We start from the raw sequence: 18,668 nt of genomic DNA, 5'->3' as shown, positions 1-18,668 counted from the left end.
TGAGCTTACTAGCCGTAAAGAGGGTAAAAGTGATTAAAATGACTGTCGGAAAGAAAAAGTCGAAACAAGTCAGGCGGGAGACTTTAAATTTGCCAGCAGCTAAATTTTTTACGAAAGTCAACAGGTTGAAGAAGTTACAAAGGGCGATCGCCCGCCTCACTCCAAGTTGGCAAGCCTGCATACCTTTAGCAGCAATCATCGTCTTGGTGTGGGGATATGCGGCGGTAGCCCAAACAGCTCCCGCGCCAACCACCGAGGAACAATTAGCAAGCCTTAAGGTGGGCATGGATACCATGTGGGTCATGGTGGCGGGGATGCTAGTGTTCTTTATGAACGCCGGTTTCGGTATGTTGGAAACCGGTTTTTGCCGTCAGAAAAATGCCGTGAACGTGTTGTCCAAAAACTTGATTGTTTTTGCGCTTTCTACGATCGCATTTTGGGCGATCGGCTTTGGCTTAATGTTCAGCAATGGCAACGATTTTATCGGCAGCAGCGGATTTTTTCTGTGGAATGTAGCCGACAACAGCCCTGCCACAGGAGAGGCTTATCAAGGCATTTTCGAGTCGCTTAACTGGACAGGAGTCCCCCTCAACGCTAAATTCTTTTTCCAATTAGTTTTTGCGGGAACTGCTGCGACGATCGTTTCTGGAGCCGTTGCAGAGCGAATTAAATTCCTTGAATTCTTAATTTTCTGCTTGCTGCTAGTAGGCATTGCTTACCCGATTACCGGACACTGGATTTGGGGCGGCGGCTGGCTGGCAGACGCAGGCTTCTGGGATTTTGCCGGTTCGACGGTGGTTCACTCGGTTGGCGGTTGGGCGGCTTTGATGGGAGCGGCATTTTTGGGGCCGCGGCTTGGTAAGTACCGCGACGGCGATACTGTGGCGATGCCGGGACACAATATGAGCATTGCCACCCTGGGCTGTTTGATTCTGTGGTTGGGTTGGTTCGGGTTCAATCCCGGTTCGACAATGGCAGTCGATCCAAATGCGATCGCCCATATTGCGATCACCACCAACACTGCCGGTGCCTTCGGGGGAGTTGCTGCAACCATTACTGCTTGGCTGTACCTGGGCAAACCCGACCTTTCGATGATTATCAACGGCATCCTTGCGGGCTTAGTCGGCGTAACAGCGAGCTGCGCTTGGATTAACGTGCCAAACTCTGCCATAATCGGCACGATCGCTGGTATCCTGGTAGTTTTCGCCGTAACTTTCTTCGACAACTTGAAAATTGATGACCCTGTAGGCGCAACTTCAGTTCACTTAGTCTGTGGAATCTGGGGAACTCTGGCAGTGGGCTTGTTTGCTGACGGGCCTACAACTGGACTTTATACCGCAGGTCCTGCAGCCGGATTGCTTTTGGGCGGAGGTTTCGGTCAACTCTGGGCGCAGTTGGTCGGCATTATCTCTGTAGGGGGGATGACCGTGCTGCTGAGTACGATTTTTTGGCTGGCACTCAAAGCTTTGCTGGGTATCCGCGTTTCTGCTTTAGAGGAGGCTGAAGGTTTGGATATCGGCGAACACGGGATGGAAGCTTACACGGGGTTTGTGAAGGAAACGAGCTTGGATAACAGAAGTGAGACCAGCTACGGCGGTTATGGTGGGGGTTCTGGAGGCAAGACTAGCAAACTGTAGAGCGTGCGAAGAGATCGATCAATTCAGCTTTCGTGTCCTAGATTAGCTATTTATCAGCTAATTCACGCCTTTATTCAGAAAAACCACACTCTGAATTGACACTCCCTGCGCTGAAGCAGCAGGGATTCTAAAGAAACTACCAAAAGGTAATTCTTGAAGGCGCTGTCAAAACACCCCTACAAACTCCGTCAAGGTCAATCCCCAACATCGTCTCTACTTTTCTCAAAATGTTGGCTGCGCCATTGCAGTCAGCATTGATGTACCAGTTTTTTACACCCGTCCGGTATAAACCGCGTTTTACCCGTCTACCCGTTTCCTTCCACCCTTCGGGTTTTTCACCGATTGTAGGTAGAAAATCGCGGTCTACAAATGATGCTTTAGACGTGTAACTTTCTTCGGTTTCGACAAACTTAATACCGTATTGTTCGCACAGTTGAGCAATACGGTATTTTAGTCGTGCCGTAGGGATTTGAACAAACTGTTGATTTGTTTTTTTGCCCATATTGGCAGAATCTTTCTGCCTTTTGTTCCACCCAAAAACGATAACACCGATTCCGTTTTTGATACAGTGATTAGCAACTAAACGAGCTGCTTTATTTACAGCATCGCGCATTCGACGGTTTCGCTTTTCAGTCAATCGTGCTAATTGATGTGACCAAAAACCATTAGGCTTGCCCTCCATTAAACTTGCTACACGCTTGTTGTACCATTGATTGACCGACTTCAATTGTTTGCCATCAATAATAAAGCTTGTACCTGAGTTGCTGACGCAAGTAAGCCAGTTACCAATACCGTGATCGATGCCTAAAGCTTTTTGACTGTCTGTCACAGTTTGAATGCTAGATACCTTGTAAACAAACTCGGCGTAAAAACAGCCATTTCTGGGAAGAATTCTAATTTCTCTGATATCGGCATAGTCTAAGTTTGTAGGCATGGGAACTTGAAAGTTCTTCAGTCCAAACCAAGTTGTTACTTTTTGACCGAGAGGAATTGAAACTTGACCGTCGATCAACTTTTTTCCAAGCGCTTGCTTCGGATAAGCTATCAAATGAAATCCGCCAGGAGTACGGTAATTGGGAAATTTGGGCTTAAATTCAAGCTTGCCATCCCAAAATAATTTAATTAGTCCTTTGAAAGATTTTACTGATTCACCGACAGCACCGCAAGTCTGCTGAGCAGCTTGAGCGCATAAAGCCCCGTAATGGGAATTGCGTTTTAAAGCGTTGATTACGTCAAATGGGCGGACGAAAGTGTCAGTTTGGAAATATATTTGGCGAGCGTAGTAGACTGCACAATTGTGCAGATTGTTCGACTCTTGGCAAATGTATTCTAGAACCGCCCTGAGTGCTTTATCAGGCTTGAGCAGTATTTGTTGGCATCCAAACATTTAAGATTCGTCGCTGTGGTATGTTGATTATACATCATTAATCAACGGAGTCAATCACTCTATGGCGAGTTTGTCGAAAAAGGATTTAGAGTATCGGCACGAAAGTAACGCTGTTTCACTGATCAATATGCACTTTGTTTTTATCCCGAAACGACGTAAAGCCGTCCTGGTCGGCAAAATCGCAGAACGGCTGCAAGAAATCATTTTCGAGGTAGTGACGGAAAACAGATGGAAAATTATTGCTTTGGAAATCATGCCAGACCACGTACATTTATTAGTTAACGTTAAGCCGACTGATTCTGCTAGCTTCATCATGCAGAGAGTCAAAGGCAGGGCTTCAAGTTACTTGAGGAAAGAGTTTCCTGAATTGTTGAAATTACCTACCTTGTGGACTCCCAGTTATTTTGTCGGTAGTGTTGGCAACGTCTCAACCGAAACTGTGAGAAAATATATCGAAGGACAGAAAAACAAATAATATGGAACACTCGTAGCCTAAAGGCTACAACTGCGTTTCATCCCCGGCTTAAAAGACCGGGGTTCTCACGCGACGCGCTATAGAGGAGTGGCGTTCATCATTAAAAACTAATTTTATTATAGTCAATCTATCGGAGATCATATCAATTGGTAACATAAGCTAGTCAGCCTTTAAATTGCATCTAAAATAATAAAAATCTTCGGGGCAGTTGCTCAGAGCAAGGTTAGGAATATACAAGTTAAATACACAACCGCTTAGTCCTTAGTCCTTATTCCTTAGTCATTAGTTATTAATTGTGTCATTGTTCGTTGTGCGTCGCTTGAAGCTTAGCCTTGTTGCCTTCCAGTCTCTACCTCCAATTCCCGATGCCCGATGCCCTATTCCCCATTCCCTATTCCCCATTCCCTATTATCAATGTCTCGACCAACATTATATATTGCCATCACGAATCACGGATTCGGCCACGCTGTCCGAGTCTCCTCCGTAGCTGCAAAAATTCAAGAATTAAATCCCGATATCTTACTAATTATCACAACAACAGCACCTCGCTGGCTGCTAGAATCTTATATTAGTGGCGACTTTATCCACCGTCCCCGCGCTTTTGATGTCGGAGTCGTGCAAGCTGACAGTTTGAATATGGATAAAGATGCGACGCTGGAAAAATTGCGGGAAATTCGGAAAAAGCAAAATTCCCTAATTGCCAGCGAAGTTACTTTTATCAAGCAAAATCGGGTGGGTTTGGTGCTGGCAGACATTCCTCCTTTGGCCACGCGAATGGCGGCAGCGGCTGGGGTTCATTGCTGGATGATGAGCAATTTTGGGTGGGATTTTATCTATCGAGATTGGGGCGGGGAATTTGCAGAAATCGCAGATTGGATTGGTGAATGTTTCGGAATGTGCGATCGGCTTTTTCGTCTTCCTTTGCACGAACCGATGGCAGCTTTCCCAAATATTCAAGATGTTGGCTTGACTGGCGGCAATCCTCGCTACAGTAACGAAAAAATTCGGGAAGTATTCGGGATCGAAACACCGCTGGAAAAAACTGTATTGTTGACTTTCGGCGGATTGGGTTTAGAGGAAATTCCTTATCAAAATTTACAGCAATTTAGTGACTGGCAATTTATTACTTTTGATGCGGGAGCTCCCGATTTGCCGAATTTGATTTATGTCAAAAATCAGGAGTTTGCACAATCTTTCCCGATTTTACCGCGTCCGGTTGATATTATGCCTGTCTGCGGGCGCTTAGTTTCTAAACCGGGATACAGCACTTTTGCGGAAGCTTTGCGCTTGGAAATACCTGTTGTTTCTATAATGAGAGAAGGTTTTGCAGAAGCTGCGGTGTTGCTGGAAGGGATTCAAAATTATGCGGAACATCAAATCTTGACGGCGACGGAGTTTTTTGAGGGGGATTGGGAGTTTTTGCGACAACCGCTGCATCCGCCCTGTTTGTCGGATAAATTGGATAAAAATGGTACGGAGGATCTCGCCCAAGCTGTTGTAGACTATTTTTCATAAGTGCGATTAGAAATCGATCGTACACAAACAAAGTCTACCTCCGCCGACAGAAGACTTTTGCATCAGTCTCATCCAAAATCTAAAATCTAAAATCTAAAATCGAATGAATCACTATCAACAGATACTCAAGATTCAAACTACAGGGAAATCCCTGTGCAAAATCACTCCTAAGATAGAAGATGCGGTGGCGAATTCAAGTATTAAAACGGGACTTTGTAGTTTATTTTTGCGCCACACTTCTGCTAGTTTGGTGATTCAAGAAAATGCTGACCCGGATGTACTTAAGGATTTGGCTAACTTTTTAGCTAAACTGGTACCGGAGGGCGATCGCTACATTCACGATGCCGAAGGCCCAGACGATATGCCGGCACACATTCGCACTGCGCTGACTCATACTTCTGAACAAATCCCGATCGATCGCGGCAGGTTGCTGTTAGGAACTTGGCAGGGAATTTACCTGTGGGAACACCGCCAGCGGGGTCACATTCGCGAATTAGTTGTTCACGTCAGCGGCACTTGATCGGAATTTGTACCTCGCTGATTTTAGTTGCTTCCGGCGTCATCGGGGAATTGTAAAAAAAGCGGCGCGGCGGCCCGACTATTTCGTATTCAGGATGTTCTTGAAGCCAATCTTTGAGTTTCTGGAGGTTATTTTCGTAGCTTTCCCAAGTGTAGGCCCCGCCTACGCCGATGCTGACAACCGTCATCGGCGAAGTATCTGTGACTTCTACAGCGGAGTTAACGCTGCTGGGGGCGATATTTGGTTCGGGATAGAGGAACGAAACTTTTGCTTGGGGAACCGAATCGATTTGCCCGGAAGTTTCCGTGTAGCGCGCTTCTACTGGCGTTGTCATCGCAATTTGGTTGTTGCTGATGTGTTGAAATAAGGGATTGAAGGCGATGCCAGTTGCTTGTCGCAAATCGCCCGCATGGGTGTAGGTGACAGCGCGGTACTGAGGATATTGCTTAACTTCTATGACCCCAATCTGGGCGGGTTCAGGGAATCCAGTAGGTAATACCATTTGAGATTGAAAAGTTGAGATTTTACATTGAAGAATGGGGAAGACTGACTCCGCAAGGGTTTGGAACTTGCTTACAGTTGCATGGTTTTTGGCAACTGCTATAAATAGGCTGAGATTGTTTGCAGACAATCGTTCAGGTGGCACAATTAGTTTAGCAGTTATTTAAGGCGCTGCTAACTATCGATCGCCTAGAATTAGTTGAGAGATTATTAATTAACCTCGTAATAATACGGACGGCACTGAGTAAGCAGAGAAACATTAATCTAGTTGTGCTTGAAAAATTAGCGTTTTTCCGGTGTTTGCTATTTGTGTCGGAAAATATTCGGCTGTTGGGCCCATCGATCTGTGCGTTCTCAGTTATTGGGACGCTTATCGCGTTCAGTAACGCCTATCAATTATACCGCTTTCAGGGAATGACGTATGAAAAAGATTCTAGTGATTGAGGACGAGCAAGTAATTCGGGAGAATATTCTCAAACTCCTCAAAGCTGAAGGTTTCGACGTGACGGGTGCAGAAAATGGAGCAAAAGGTTTATATGCGGCGGTGTCAAATGTTCCCGACGTGATTATTTGCGACGTGATGATGCCAGAACTTGACGGATATGGGGTGCTAGTGGCTTTGCGATCGAATCCTGTTACTGCTACAGTACCTTTTGTTTTTCTGACAGGTAAAGCCGATCGCTCTGAAATGCGGCAAGGTATGGAATTGGGAGCAGATGATTACCTAACTAAACCTTTTAGTAAAGCTGAACTTGTGGGCGCGATATCGAGCCGCTTGAAAAAACAAGAAGCTGTCGCCGAACAGTACAATACTTTGCGATCACAAAGCAGCGAATATACCCAAAATACGACCGACAAATTAGAGCAGATAAAAACTTGTTTGTGCAATGCACTGAAACGAGAAGAATTCCAAGTTTACTATCAGCCGCAGGTCAATGTCCAGACTGGTAAAATTATGAGCGCAGAAGCTTTAGTGCGCTGGGTACATCCAGAAAAAGGGCTGATTTCGCCCACAGAATTTATCCCCCATGCCGAAGCAACTGGCTTCATTGTACAGTTAGGCGAGTGGGTGTTAAAGACAGCTTGCAGGCAAATGCAAGTTTGGCAAAATGCTGGTTTTCCGCTCCGAATAGCGGTGAATCTGTCGCCACGCCAATTTCACCAACCGGATCTCAGCAGTAGAGTTGCCCAAATTTTAGCAGAAACTGGTTTGGAAGCGAGCAGTTTGGAATTAGAGCTGACAGAAAGTTTGATGGTAGAAGATGCCGAAAGTGCGATCGCGACTTTACAACACTTGAAAAATTTGGGAGTTTGTATATCTCTTGACGATTTCGGAACTGGCTATTCTTCTTTAAGCTATCTGACGCAATATCCCTTCGATACTTTAAAAATAGACCGCTGTTTTATCAGCAAGATAACCGATGGTTGCACAAATGCAGCGATTGTGAAAGCTATTATTGAAATGGCGCATATTCTCTGTCTTGAGGTAATTGCCGAAGGAGTTGAAACCGAAGCAGAAAAAGATTTTCTCTGGCGCTATAAGTGCGATATAATGCAAGGATATTTGTTCAGTCCTCCTTTGGCAGCAGCGGATTTTGAACAGTTGTTGAGGGCAGGAAAATAAAATATCTATTCAGTCAATATTGAGCAGATAATTAAGTGCGATCGGGGTGTAGGGTGGTTTGAGAGTCCAGCATTAACGTTGACTCCCTCAAATCCAGCAAGAAAAAAAATAAAGAGGTTGACCTAGTTGTTAAACCAACTCTAGTGATAGTTTTTTTAGCTATTATTTCTAAGTTTTTTGTCATAGTCAACGCTGGAGAACCCGGCGTTATGATGCAGTTTGGTAAAGTGCAAGCACAGGTATTAGGGGAAGGAATTCACGGGGATGGGATTATCTCACTTTTGAAGTGGCTATTATCTGGGTAGAGGTTGAAGAAATATAAGCTGTTAAAAACAATGTTTACTATAGCAAAATTACAAACTTAATACGGCAACCAAAGTCTAACAAATGTTAGGAATTATCCTAAATAAGTAAAATTGAATAAACCTACATTCATTTTAGGGAAATGTTTTTCTAGAATGCTGATTAACTTGCTGTCTCCCCTACAACTCCCTAGTTAAAAAACGTCAATGGGTTCTGAACAGGGAGAGCAACGAACAGTCAGGTTCGTCGAGCAGTTACGAGCCACAGAGATTGACTTTTAACAACTATGAGACAACCTTAATGAGAAATTAAACCAACCTTATCTTGGTCTTGATGCAGGTTGAGTATGCTTTGTTTAATTCACCGGAAAAGCTGATGCAACTATCACGACGAAAGTTTTTTACCTTGGCAGGAGCGAGCGCTGCTGGCACTTTGATGATGTCTCCTCTAGAAGCGCTTTATGCCAGAAAAGCCAATGGTCAATCAGTATTTGGGGGAGGGTATGGCCCTCTCGTAGCCGATCCGAATGGATTGTTAGATTTACCCCGTGGGTTTCAGTATCGGGCTTTTTCACGAACGGGCGAAATGATGAGTGACGGTTCCCCTGTGCCCGGTGGTCACGATGGCATGGCGGCTTTCCCAGGCCCCCAAAACACGGTGATTCTGGTTCGCAATCACGAACTGAGTCCGAATTCTTCAACACAAGTTGTGGGCCCAAATCCTTACGATCCTCTTTGCAAAGGGGGGACAACCACACTACAGGTTGGACCCAATCGTCAGCTCATCAAGCACTACGCTTCGCTTAGCGGTACCTATCGAAATTGTGCGGGCGGCCCGACTCCCTGGGGTTCTTGGATTACTTGCGAGGAAAATGTCTCGACTCCGGCGACTAATAGACCTGGCAATGCGACAAATGTATCTCAACTGCACGGCTACAACTTTGAAGTGCCGGCTCAAGCAACAACTCCTGTGAATCCCGTACCTTTAGTTGCGATGGGACGGTTTAACCATGAAGCGGTGGCGATCGACCCCAAAACCGGAATTGTCTACGAGACTGAAGACCGAGGAGATGGCCTTTTCTATCGCTTTATCCCATCTCAACGGAACAATTTAAGCGCAGGGGGCACTCTCCAAGCGCTGAAGATTAAGAATATGTCTCAGGCAAAAACTTTTGCAGGGTTTCCCAAGGGCCAACCGATGCCGGTGGAATGGGTGACAATTGACAATCCTGACCCTGCTACGGATACGGTACGGGTAGAAGGTTTCGGTAAAGGTGCTGCCCAGTTTACTCGTGGGGAAGGTATCTGGTACGGCAATCGTGAAGTTTACTTCTGTTGTTCGGACGGTGGCTCTGTTGACGCCAATGGCAGACCGAACGGATTTGGTCAGGTTTGGCGGTATCTTCCCGATCGAGATACGATCAAACTTTTTGTTGAGGCTCAATCGGCTGACGAACTCGATGGCCCTGACAACATTGTTGTGGCACCTCATGGTGATCTGATAATTTGCGAGGATGGCGATGATGAGCAGTTCGTGGTGGGCGTAACTCCCAAGGGGGAACTGTATCGTCTGGCAAAAAATGCTATCAACGATCGGGAATTTGCCGGAGCCTGCTTCTCGCCGGATGGTAACACTATGTTCGTTAATATCCAAACCCCAGGCATCACGTTTGCCATTTGGGGCCCTTGGAAGTCTCAACGAGGAGCATAACATTACTGTCTTGTAGTGCGGGCATTTATTTGGGTGTAAAACGCTTAATGTTCGCACTATGCAGAATATGGCGAATCACGCTGGATTGTGGCAACATTCGGTGTGGGTTCTCTATAAGCTGATGAAAATTTAACGGTTTGTGGGAGTTTGAAGAGTAGTGCAATATGTCCGCCAGTCGAAACGAGTGTTTTATTCTTTGGTAATGATGTCGATCGCCTTTGGCGTTGACCTATGTCAATCTAGTGGTTCAGTCGCTCAAACATCGGTTGATTACGTTTGCTATATACAGACGAGTGATGGTCGAACGATCGACTTAGGTAAGCTTTGTGGACGTAGTAGCAGTGGTCGCCCGATCGCTTTAGGGTCAAATGATCAGGCTTTTATTAATAATTACCAACAATCGTTGAGCAAACGGCTCAATTCATCCTCATCCGATGCCGTGTCTCGCCTTCAGCGAAATCCCCAAGCTGCTATCGAACGTGCGCGCGGGATATGTAATGCGCTCAGTGGGGGAATGTCGATCGACTTGCTGCAACCTCAAGGCAATGCTGAAGTTGATGCGCTTAACGCTCTGGCTCCTAAATATTACTGCCCTGAGTTTCACGACTGAGCAAGGAAGTCTGTGTGGAGCTATCGCCTCGCCTCCGCCATTACTGGCCGTTCAGGAGTAGGAAAAGCGGCTCAGATTGCCTCTGTTAGGTCAGTTTGCCAGTCACAAAAAGCAAGGAAGTAACTAGATTTTGAAGGGCTTTAAGGAAGTCTGGTTTAAAAAAATCTGAGGCTGGTTGCTTCTGGCAATTGAATACAGCGTATTCCAGGTGTACTTAATAAACCTGGAATACACTGTATTTTAATGTTTTCGATACTCCCGATTTTTGTTCGGGTAAACAGTCGGTTAACCTCTACTTTGTTTTACCTGCGATCCTCGTCAATTTAAGGTATAATACAAAACATCAACCATGAATAAATCGACGCTTTTAAATCACTTACACAGGCAAATACAAGAATTTTATAAAAAGTTTTACTATAATTTATGTTGATTTATTTATTGGGATATGGTTCCTTTAAAAACTAAAATTGTAGCTAAACCAGAGGTTGATTGTCAGCGTTTAAGAGCAAAGTTAGTGGAAAAAATATTGAATTGCGGATAAAATTTTCCCTATGTTACTATGTGGCAGTAGCCGCCAAAATTATCTATTTGTTGGTTAGCAGCGCTTAAATACACAGTTTTTGGGCATAACCGTGAACTACTTATTGCTATCGTTTCTCAGCTTTTTCGTGGGCATTATCGTTGGTTTGACCGGAGTTGGCGGAGCCTCGCCCATCACCCAAATGTTAATTTTTGTTTTCCAAATTCCAGCATCAATTGCTATTAGTTCGGATGTCGTAGCTGCTACACTGATGAAAGTTGTTGGCGGCTTCAAACACTGGCAGCAAAAAACCCTCGACTTGCAAGTAGTTAAGTGGCTGGCTTTGGGGAGCGTGCCCGGTTCGCTGACTGGCGTGTGGATTTTACACTGCATCAAATCCAGCGGAAATCAGGACTTAGACAGCATATTGCTGCGCTTTCTCGGAGTAGCGATCGCACTAATTGTCGCTTTATCGCTGACCCAATTAGCGGTCAAAACATTTTTCCCTAATTTTAAATTGCCTGCGCCCCCTGAATGGGACTTAAATACTAATTATGGCCGTATTTATACTGTGAGTGCGGCAGCAATTTTAGGCTGCATAGTGGGAATGACTAGCGTGTCTTCCGGTTCGATGTTTGCACTGTTGCTGATTGCTTTTTTCCGCCTGGATACTTCTAAATTGGTGGGTACAGATATTTCCCAGGCGGCAATTTTATTGATGTTTACATCTTTGGGACACGTCAGCCTCGGAACAGTAGACTGGAGTTTAGTATTGCCTATTTGGTTGGGTTCGGTGCCAGGAGTTTTAGTAGGGGCTAAATTCTGCCAAATTATGCCTAAACGCCCGCTAAAGTTTGTTATTTACGGAATGTTGGCGATGGCTAGTTGGAAGTTGTATCAAGTCTAAAAAGTAGGGTAAGGTCAGGAGTATTGCTGTCAACAAATATGCGTTTTCGGTTCAGTCCGGCAGGGGTTTAAACCCCTGCCGGTCTTTCCTTTCGGGTTAAACTGAGAGCAATGTCGCAGTAATCAAGCTCGCCCCTACTAGAATTTAATAATTGCTGACTAATGATTCGAGTTCGCGGATAGTCGGCAATTCAAAGTCTTTAAACAAGGCTGTACTGAGGTAGCGTTCGCCATAAGAAGGCTGCACAAAAACTATCAATTTTCCAGCATTTTCCGGACGCTTGCCGACTTGAATTGCGGCACACAAAGCGGCGCCTGCAGAAATTCCTGACAACAATCCTTCTTCTCTGGCTAGCCGACGGCTGTAAGCGATCGCATCTGCATCGCTAACTGCGATTACCTCATCAATTAACTCTGGTTTCAACACTTCTGGGATGAATCCTGCGCCAATCCCTTGAATTTTGTGAGCACCAGATTTGCCTCCAGAAAGGACGGGGCTGGTGGCTGGTTCAACTGCAATTACCCTAAAACTGGACTTTCGCGGTTTAATTACTTCAGCAACTCCAGTAATCGTACCGCCGGTGCCAACTCCAGCAACTAAAAAATCTACTTTACCCTCTGTATCTTCCCAAATTTCCTCAGCCGTTGTTTCACGGTGAATTTTTGGATTAGCGGGGTTGCGAAACTGTTGCAGCATGAAAGCATTGGGGGTTTCTTCTACAATTTCTTCCGCACGGGCGATCGCGCTTAACATTCCTTCATGTCCCGGAGTTAATTCCAACTGAGCTCCATAAGCTTTCAGCATCGATCGGCGCTCTAAACTCATCGTATCCGGCATCGTTAAAATCAGACTGTAGCCTTTCGCCGCCGCAATCATTGCCAAAGCAATTCCAGTATTTCCTGAAGTCGGTTCTACTAAAATAGTTTTCCCCGGTTGAATTAACCCCGCATCTTCTGCAGCCTGAATCATGCTTGCTGCAATCCGATCTTTCACCGAAGCAGCCGGATTCATCCCTTCTAATTTGACCACAATTTGAGCAACTACTCCTTCGGCTTGGGGAATTTTATTGAGCTGAACTAATGGAGTTCTGCCAATTATTCCTGTAACATCCTTAGCAATTCTCATGGCTTAATCTATCTCCCCTTAAATGTAGTACATGGGATGTGCTTGTTTGCGAACATCCCGCTGTTCGCACAAATCTTGTAATGTGTATTTCCCCAAAACAGCCCAAGATGCCTGTTGAGCTTCCTGCCAGATTTCTAGCACCGCAGTTTTTTCTATTGTTACAGATTCCGAAACTTTTTGGGCCGGGCCACTGCCCGATCCTTCGAGTGTCGAAAACACCTCTAGCAAAGTAATTTGCCAAGGATCTTTCGCCAGCAAATAACCGCCTTTAGCACCCCGCAAACTCTGGACAATACTTGCACGCCGCAGCACAGCAAGAATTTGGTCTAGATAGCGTTCCGGTATCTCTTGAGAAACAGTAATTTCGTTTACTGTTAGGGGCGAATCCTTCGGGTAGTGACTCGCCAGTTCCAAGAGCGCTAACAGGGCATATTGTACTCTAGAAGATAGTTCCACATTCCCCACTGGCGATCGAGTTTAAATTGTACATTATATAATAGTACATAATTCCGGTAGACATACAGGTGTTAGTATATTTTTATTACAAAAACGGTTGGAGAAATCCCGTGAGTAATGTAAATGTAGGGAATTTAAGCTGTCGGCACTGTCGGTATTACGAGCAGCACGGACACAGGGGCGGAAACTGCCTGATGCTCGGCGTGGGGGTACAGGGTGGGTGGAAAGCTTGCTCCTTCTTGGTTCCACCCTTTGCACCGTCTTGGGAACACCCCGAAGCGGGTAGAGCCCGAAAGTCTCAAATGTTGCACGGAGCGAGTATTTTACAGGCAATACCGCCTTAAAGTAATTGCTAAGTAGGTAGGCGGATATATGCTGTGTCATCGTTAAGTTTATTCATACTTACCTACTTAACGGCAGTCAACAGGTGCGATATCTCGCATCTGTTGGCAGTGAGAAGAAAGAAATCAGGAGAAACAGAAAAGCAAGTGCGATCGTCACCCTTGCTTTTGACCTTATTGACCAGTGGAGGAGAAAATTTAATAAATGCAAATTCTCACAAAACTTGGTTTAAAACCCCGTCCTTGTAGGACGGCTTTCTCTTAATTTAGGGATACGCCCGTACTTGTGTTTGTAGATTTTTGTGAAGAATTCGGCAATATTAAGCCAGCCCCGCTAGCATAAAGATATCGTGATGAGGTCGAAGTCATGCTAGTTTTTGAGTTCAAAGCATTCGGTAAAAAACAGCAATTTGACGCTGTAGACGAAGCAATTAGAACGGTGCAGTTCATCCGCAACAAAGCATTGCGCTTTTGGATGGAAAACACAAAAGTCGATAAATACGGCTTAAACAAGTACAGCGCTGTTCTAGCTAAAGAATTCCCGTTTTGCGATGACTTAAACAGCATGGCTCGCCAATCTAGCTCAGAAAGAGCGTGGTCGGCGATCTCCCGATTCTATGACAACTGTAAAAAGAAAGTCCCAGGAAAAAAAGGGTTTCCGCAATTCCAGAAAGACAACCGCTCGGTCGAATACAAGACTACTGGCTGGCGGATGGCAGATGACCGGAAATCTATCACTTTTACCGATAAGAAAGGAATCGGGAAACTCAAATTAAAAGGAACGCGCGACTTGCATTTCTACCAGCGCAGTCAAATCAAGCGAGTGCGCTTGGTAAAGCGAGCAGACGGATATTACGTCCAGTTCTGCATTCAAGTTGACCGCTCTGAGAAGATTGAAATTACTGGCAACGCCATTGGATTAGACGTGGGACTAAAAGAGTTCTACACAGATTCCAATGGTGTTGCAGTCGAAAATCCGCGATTTCTCCGCAAGTCCGAGCGCAGGTTAAAAAAAGCCCAAAGACGAGTTGCCAAACGAGTCAAGGGTTCGCAAAATAGAAAAAAGGCTAGAGTGATTTTAGGAAAGCGCCACCTCAAAATAAGTAGGCAACGTAAAGATTTTGCCGTGAAATTGGCAAGATGCGCGATCCAGTCAAACGACTGTGTAGCCTACGAAGACTTGAGGATTAAAAATATGGTGAAGAATCACTGTCTAGCAAAATCGATTAACGACGCATCTTGGTATATGTTCCGAGTGTGGTTGGAATATTTAGGCAAAGTATTCGGAAGAATTACGATTGCCGTGCCAGCCAATGGAACAAGTCAAGAATGCTCTAACTGCGGAACAATTGTTAAGAAAACTCTATCAACGCGAACCCATGCTTGTCGGTGTGGATGCGTATTAGATCGTGATTGGAACGCCGCTAAAAATATTCTAAGTCGGGGATTGAGTACGGTGGGGCACACCGGAACTTGGATTTTAGATCCGAACGCTTGTGGAGAATTGACCGCTACCGATGTTGAAGTAATTCTACATCGGCAAGTCGATTCTGCGAATCAAGAATCCCCTCGCCTTTAGGCAGGGGAGTGTCAAACAGTATCGGCAGTGCCGAGGGTTTAAGCTGCATCAAGCAGTATTGGTTTTGGCATTACTACATATAATACTATAAGCCGACCGATTTACAGTAGTATATGGGGAAAAAATTTTTCCTTCCCCAGCCCCTTCTAAGCTGCCTCCGATATTTTCCGCGAAACAAACGGTACAGCTTGTCTGACTTCTTGCTGCAGCGGAATCTCGATCGAGAATTCCGTCCCCAATCCCGGTGTCGAATCGCAGCGCAGCATACCTTTGTGCTTTTCTACGATAATTTTATAGCTGATTGACAGTCCCAATCCTGTCCCTTTTCCGACCGGTTTCGTCGTAAAGAACGGGTCAAACAGCCGTTTTTTGACATTTTCTGGCATACCGGGGCCGTTGTCAGATATCCGCACAATTATTTTATCGGGACTTGAATATTCTGTGGTTATGGCGATCGCGATCGGATTGGCTTTCGCTGCTTTGGGCCCGCGATCGAGGTTGTAACTCTCCAGGGCGTCGATCGCATTAGCCAGAATATTCATAAACACCTGATTTAATTGTCCGGCATAGCACTCTACTAAAGGTAAATGGCTGTAGTTTTTAACAATCTCGATCGCAGGGCGGTGGGCTGTAGCTTTCAGGCGACTTTGCAGAATTAGCAGAGTGCTGTCAATGCCTTCATGGATGTTGACAGGTTTCATTTCGCTTTCATCTAAGCGAGAGAAATTACGCAAAGATTTGACAATTTGAACAATGCGATCGGCTCCTATTTTCATCGATGACAGCAGTTGCGGCAAATCTTTGCTGAGAAAGTCAAAGTCAATATTTTCTAAATACTTTGAAATTTCCGATGGAGGGTATGAATAGTGTTTTTGGTAGAGTTTTACCAACTCCAACAAATCCCTACTATATGCGCTGGCGTGTTGAATATTGCCGTAAATAAAACTAATAGGATTGTTAACTTCGTGGGCGACACCAGCAACTAACAAACCCAAACTAGACATTTTTTCCTGCTGAATTAGTTGAGTTTGAGTTTGCTGCAACTCTTGCAACGTTTGCTCTAGCTGTTTAGATTTAGCCGTGCGTTCTGCTGCTACTTGTTCAAGTTTATCTGTATAATTCAACAAGCTCATTAGATAAAGTGTCACAGCCAAGCTTAAGATGATCCCTAATATTAAAACAGTCAAAGAACGCCAAAATCTTAGAGGATTAATGTACTCTGGCGTTAGCCGCAGTTGCAGCAGCCACCTGCGATTTTCAATATTGAGAATGCGGGTGCAACTGCTGCCGTCCGGGCAGTAAGCTCTTTCGCCAATATCGAGTGTATTTTTAATGTTTTCGTCAGTAACTATTCTTTTAGTCTTCGCTTCGTAAAAAGCGAGAAATCTTTCGGCTTCAGGAGCCATAGCATCTTGAAGATATACGTTAACAAAGTTAAGTTGAGTTTCCTGTAAAGCCGACTTAACAATAGCATCAATGAGCAAAATTCCCATAGTAAAACCTTTCAAGTTTTCTGTTCTTTTAGCAGGTAAGTTTTCTGAAAATGGTGCGGTGTCGCCAGGAGACGTTTGACTAAAAATTGGCAGAAAGACGAAGAAACTTGGGGGATTTTGTGATGGCAATTTTTGGCGGTCAGTCGCGATAATTTCTTGTCTTTTGGTGGCGTTTTCTAACGCTACTCGATTGGCAGTTAAATCTAAACTTAAATCTATTTCCTCTGTCAGGAATTGCGGAGAGTCAGAAACACGGGGCAGCCAAGCGATCGCCTTCAGGCTCGGATGGCGGTAGAGGGCAGGGCCAACAAATGTCTTCATTTCTGGTTTTTTAACGCCGTCAAATACGCTGTAAAATGCTCCTGCAGCCCGAATTATTTCTAAATTGCCGCTAACATCTCTCTGAATGTCTGTAGCTATTTTGTCCAGCCGATCTTGCAGTTCGGCTTGCATGAATTTGTATTCCCAATTGTACGCAACTGAAGAGGCGATCGCAGACAGTCCAAATCCTGCACAAAGTGTTAATCCTGCTTGGATGTAACGGCGATAACCAAGTAAAGCGCTAGTTGCTAAATTCAATAATTTGTTAGGATTCATATTCTTCGCTGACCTTTTTTTATCGTTCCCACTCAAAATTTCATGAGGAAGCTTTTTCCCCTTCCCAGGCAGAGCCTAGGAATGAATTTCAGGAGGCTCTGCCTCCGATTTGGAGCCACGAGACAGCATTACCAGGCTCGTGCCTGGTAACGATGTGGGAGCAGTGTTTTGCAGAAGCTCCCCGATAGTATTTTGAGTAAGATGCAGTCGCTGATTTAAATTGAATAAGCAGGAAAAGTCATGGCGTGTTTGGGCTTGACGTAAACCTGCTGATCTCGCGTTAACTGTAGAGAATCGAAGCGCTCGCGACTCACGTAAGCTGTTACTACCTGCTGGGATTCTAACACTAACTCGGTTTGTATTTCCCGCCCTAAATGAATGATGCGGCTGACTGTTGCTAATGAAAAACCCGACTCCGGCTTAGTTTTAATTTCCACGTCGTGGGGGCGCAAAAACACTAATTCCGAATGAGCGGCTCCATTATGGCGAGGCGCTGCGGCGTGGCTGGCGAACAAACCTGCAGCATTGGACAGCACATTGACAGGCCCAATAAAACTCATCACAAAAGCTGACGCCGGTTTGTCGTAAATTTCAGCAGGAGTGCCAACTTGTTCGACTCTACCTTTGTTCATCACCACAATTTCATCGGCTACTTCCATAGCTTCTTCTTGGTCGTGAGTCACAAAAACTGTGGTGATGTTAACTTCTTTGTGAAGGTTGTGCAGCCACGATCGCAATTCTTTGCGGACTTTAGCATCTAATGCTCCAAAAGGTTCGTCTAGCAGCAGCACTTTTGGTTGAACTGCTAGAGCTCTGGCCAAAGCAACCCGCTGCCGCTGGCCGCCGGAAAGTTGCGAAGGATAGCGATCGCCCAAACCTGTCAACTGCACTAAATCCAAAAGTTCATCAACCCGCCTACTAATTGAGCCTTTAGGAACTTTGCGAATTTCCATCGCAAAAGCAATATTTTTCCGAATACTCATGTGTTTGAACAAAGCGTAGTGCTGAAACACAAAACCGATATGCCGTTCTTGCACCGACTGATGAGTAGCATCTTCACCGATCAGGTAAATATGACCGCTGTCCGGCGGTTCTAGCCCCGCGATCATCCTCAGCAGAGTCGATTTCCCGGAACCAGAAGGCCCCAACAGCGCGACTAAAGAACCCCTTTTAATTTCCAAATTCACGTTGTCAATTGCGTGGAAGGAGCCGAAGTGTTTCGATACGTTCTGAACTGTAATGCTCATGAGTTTATTTACCTATTTTAGGAGTTAAAAAAGTAAACTCCGCTTATCTGACAGATTTACAGTAGTATATCCTGAAAATATTATTTTGCAAGGTCTGTAACTTTTTGTATAGGATCTCGAT

At 45.1% G+C, this 18,668-nt stretch carries 17 protein-coding genes; 11 read left to right on the top strand and 6 right to left on the bottom strand.

From position 1 onward, the window contains the following. Nucleotides 1–38: 38 nt before the first annotated feature. Nucleotides 39–1,637 carry an ammonium transporter gene (locus QUA36_RS22960; protein ID WP_333459222.1) on the top strand — a complete coding sequence of 533 codons (1,599 nt, stop codon included), beginning with the start codon at nt 39–41 and terminating at the stop codon, nt 1,635–1,637. A 136-nt stretch (nt 1,638–1,773) separates the two neighbouring features. On the opposite strand, the gene QUA36_RS22955 is transcribed toward QUA36_RS22960, so the two are convergent. Further along, nucleotides 1,774–3,024: a transposase gene (locus QUA36_RS22955; protein ID WP_333459221.1), complete on the bottom strand. Its 1,251-nt coding sequence runs from the start codon at nt 3,022–3,024 to the stop codon at nt 1,774–1,776. Between the two features lie 61 nt (nt 3,025–3,085). Between QUA36_RS22955 and tnpA the strand changes: the two genes are divergently transcribed. The 3 genes from tnpA to QUA36_RS22940 all read left to right on the top strand — a co-directional run bounded on the left by tnpA (nt 3,086) and on the right by QUA36_RS22940 (nt 5,534). Further along, nucleotides 3,086–3,499 (top strand): IS200/IS605 family transposase, encoded by a 414-nt coding sequence (tnpA, locus tag QUA36_RS22950; protein ID WP_333459220.1) that lies wholly within the window; start codon nt 3,086–3,088, stop codon nt 3,497–3,499. 414 nt (nt 3,500–3,913) lie between these two features. Beyond that, complete coding sequence (locus tag QUA36_RS22945) at nt 3,914–5,014, top strand: glycosyl transferase (protein WP_333459219.1); 1,101 nt, start codon at nt 3,914–3,916, stop codon at nt 5,012–5,014. A gap of 103 nt (nt 5,015–5,117) precedes the next feature. Further along, nucleotides 5,118–5,534: a secondary thiamine-phosphate synthase enzyme YjbQ gene (locus tag QUA36_RS22940; protein ID WP_333459218.1), complete on the top strand. Its 417-nt coding sequence runs from the start codon at nt 5,118–5,120 to the stop codon at nt 5,532–5,534. Here QUA36_RS22940 and QUA36_RS22935 read toward each other — a convergent pair. Beyond that, complete coding sequence (locus QUA36_RS22935; RefSeq protein WP_333459217.1) at nt 5,521–6,036, bottom strand: heme-binding protein; 516 nt, start codon at nt 6,034–6,036, stop codon at nt 5,521–5,523. The genes QUA36_RS22940 and QUA36_RS22935 overlap by 14 nt on opposite strands. Before the next feature lie 420 nt (nt 6,037–6,456). Here QUA36_RS22935 and QUA36_RS22930 point away from each other — a divergent pair, with 420 nt between their 5' ends. From QUA36_RS22930 to QUA36_RS22910, 5 genes are all read left to right on the top strand, one after another. After that, a complete protein-coding gene (locus QUA36_RS22930; protein WP_333459216.1) occupies nt 6,457–7,659 on the top strand; it encodes an EAL domain-containing response regulator in 1,203 nt (400 codons plus the stop codon). Between the two features lie 143 nt (nt 7,660–7,802). Then, entirely contained in the window at nt 7,803–7,964 is a 162-nt protein-coding gene (locus QUA36_RS22925; RefSeq protein WP_333459215.1) for a hypothetical protein, read from the top strand. Between the two features lie 373 nt (nt 7,965–8,337). Continuing rightward, complete coding sequence (locus QUA36_RS22920) at nt 8,338–9,672, top strand: alkaline phosphatase PhoX (protein ID WP_333459214.1); 1,335 nt, start codon at nt 8,338–8,340, stop codon at nt 9,670–9,672. Between the two features lie 157 nt (nt 9,673–9,829). Next, nucleotides 9,830–10,282: a DUF732 domain-containing protein gene (locus QUA36_RS22915; RefSeq protein WP_333367139.1), complete on the top strand. Its 453-nt coding sequence runs from the start codon at nt 9,830–9,832 to the stop codon at nt 10,280–10,282. Nucleotides 10,283–10,914: 632 nt separating this feature from the next. Then, the gene (locus QUA36_RS22910; RefSeq protein WP_333459213.1) at nt 10,915–11,709 is read left to right on the top strand and encodes a sulfite exporter TauE/SafE family protein; all 795 of its coding nucleotides are present in this window, start codon (nt 10,915–10,917) and stop codon (nt 11,707–11,709) included. A gap of 144 nt (nt 11,710–11,853) precedes the next feature. On the opposite strand, the gene cysK is transcribed toward QUA36_RS22910, so the two are convergent. Both cysK and QUA36_RS22900 read right to left on the bottom strand, forming a co-directional pair. Next, complete coding sequence (gene cysK / locus QUA36_RS22905; protein WP_333459212.1) at nt 11,854–12,834, bottom strand: cysteine synthase A; 981 nt, start codon at nt 12,832–12,834, stop codon at nt 11,854–11,856. 18 nt (nt 12,835–12,852) lie between these two features. After that, nucleotides 12,853–13,290 carry an Rrf2 family transcriptional regulator gene (locus QUA36_RS22900; RefSeq protein ID WP_333165957.1) on the bottom strand — a complete coding sequence of 146 codons (438 nt, stop codon included), beginning with the start codon at nt 13,288–13,290 and terminating at the stop codon, nt 12,853–12,855. Between the two features lie 110 nt (nt 13,291–13,400). Here QUA36_RS22900 and QUA36_RS22895 point away from each other — a divergent pair, with 110 nt between their 5' ends. Further along, nucleotides 13,401–13,634 (top strand): hypothetical protein, encoded by a 234-nt coding sequence (locus tag QUA36_RS22895; protein WP_333165954.1) that lies wholly within the window; start codon nt 13,401–13,403, stop codon nt 13,632–13,634. A gap of 364 nt (nt 13,635–13,998) precedes the next feature. Then, on the top strand, nt 13,999–15,210 hold the full coding sequence (locus QUA36_RS22890; RefSeq protein WP_333459211.1) for a transposase: 1,212 nt from the start codon (nt 13,999–14,001) through the stop codon (nt 15,208–15,210). Between the two features lie 146 nt (nt 15,211–15,356). Here QUA36_RS22890 and QUA36_RS22885 read toward each other — a convergent pair whose 3' ends face one another. Further along, nucleotides 15,357–17,300 (bottom strand): ATP-binding protein, encoded by a 1,944-nt coding sequence (locus QUA36_RS22885; RefSeq protein WP_333459210.1) that lies wholly within the window; start codon nt 17,298–17,300, stop codon nt 15,357–15,359. Nucleotides 17,301–17,515: 215 nt separating this feature from the next. Further along, the gene (locus tag QUA36_RS22880; protein ID WP_333459209.1) at nt 17,516–18,547 is read right to left on the bottom strand and encodes a sulfate/molybdate ABC transporter ATP-binding protein; all 1,032 of its coding nucleotides are present in this window, start codon (nt 18,545–18,547) and stop codon (nt 17,516–17,518) included. Between the last annotated feature and the right edge of the window lie 121 nt (nt 18,548–18,668).

The sequence above is a fragment of the Microcoleus sp. Pol10D4 genome (assembly GCF_036701555.1).
Lineage (GTDB): Bacteria > Cyanobacteriota > Cyanobacteriia > Cyanobacteriales > Microcoleaceae > Microcoleus.
Note: the sequence above shows the minus strand (reverse complement) of the source record. Positions and strands in the feature narration are given on the sequence as shown.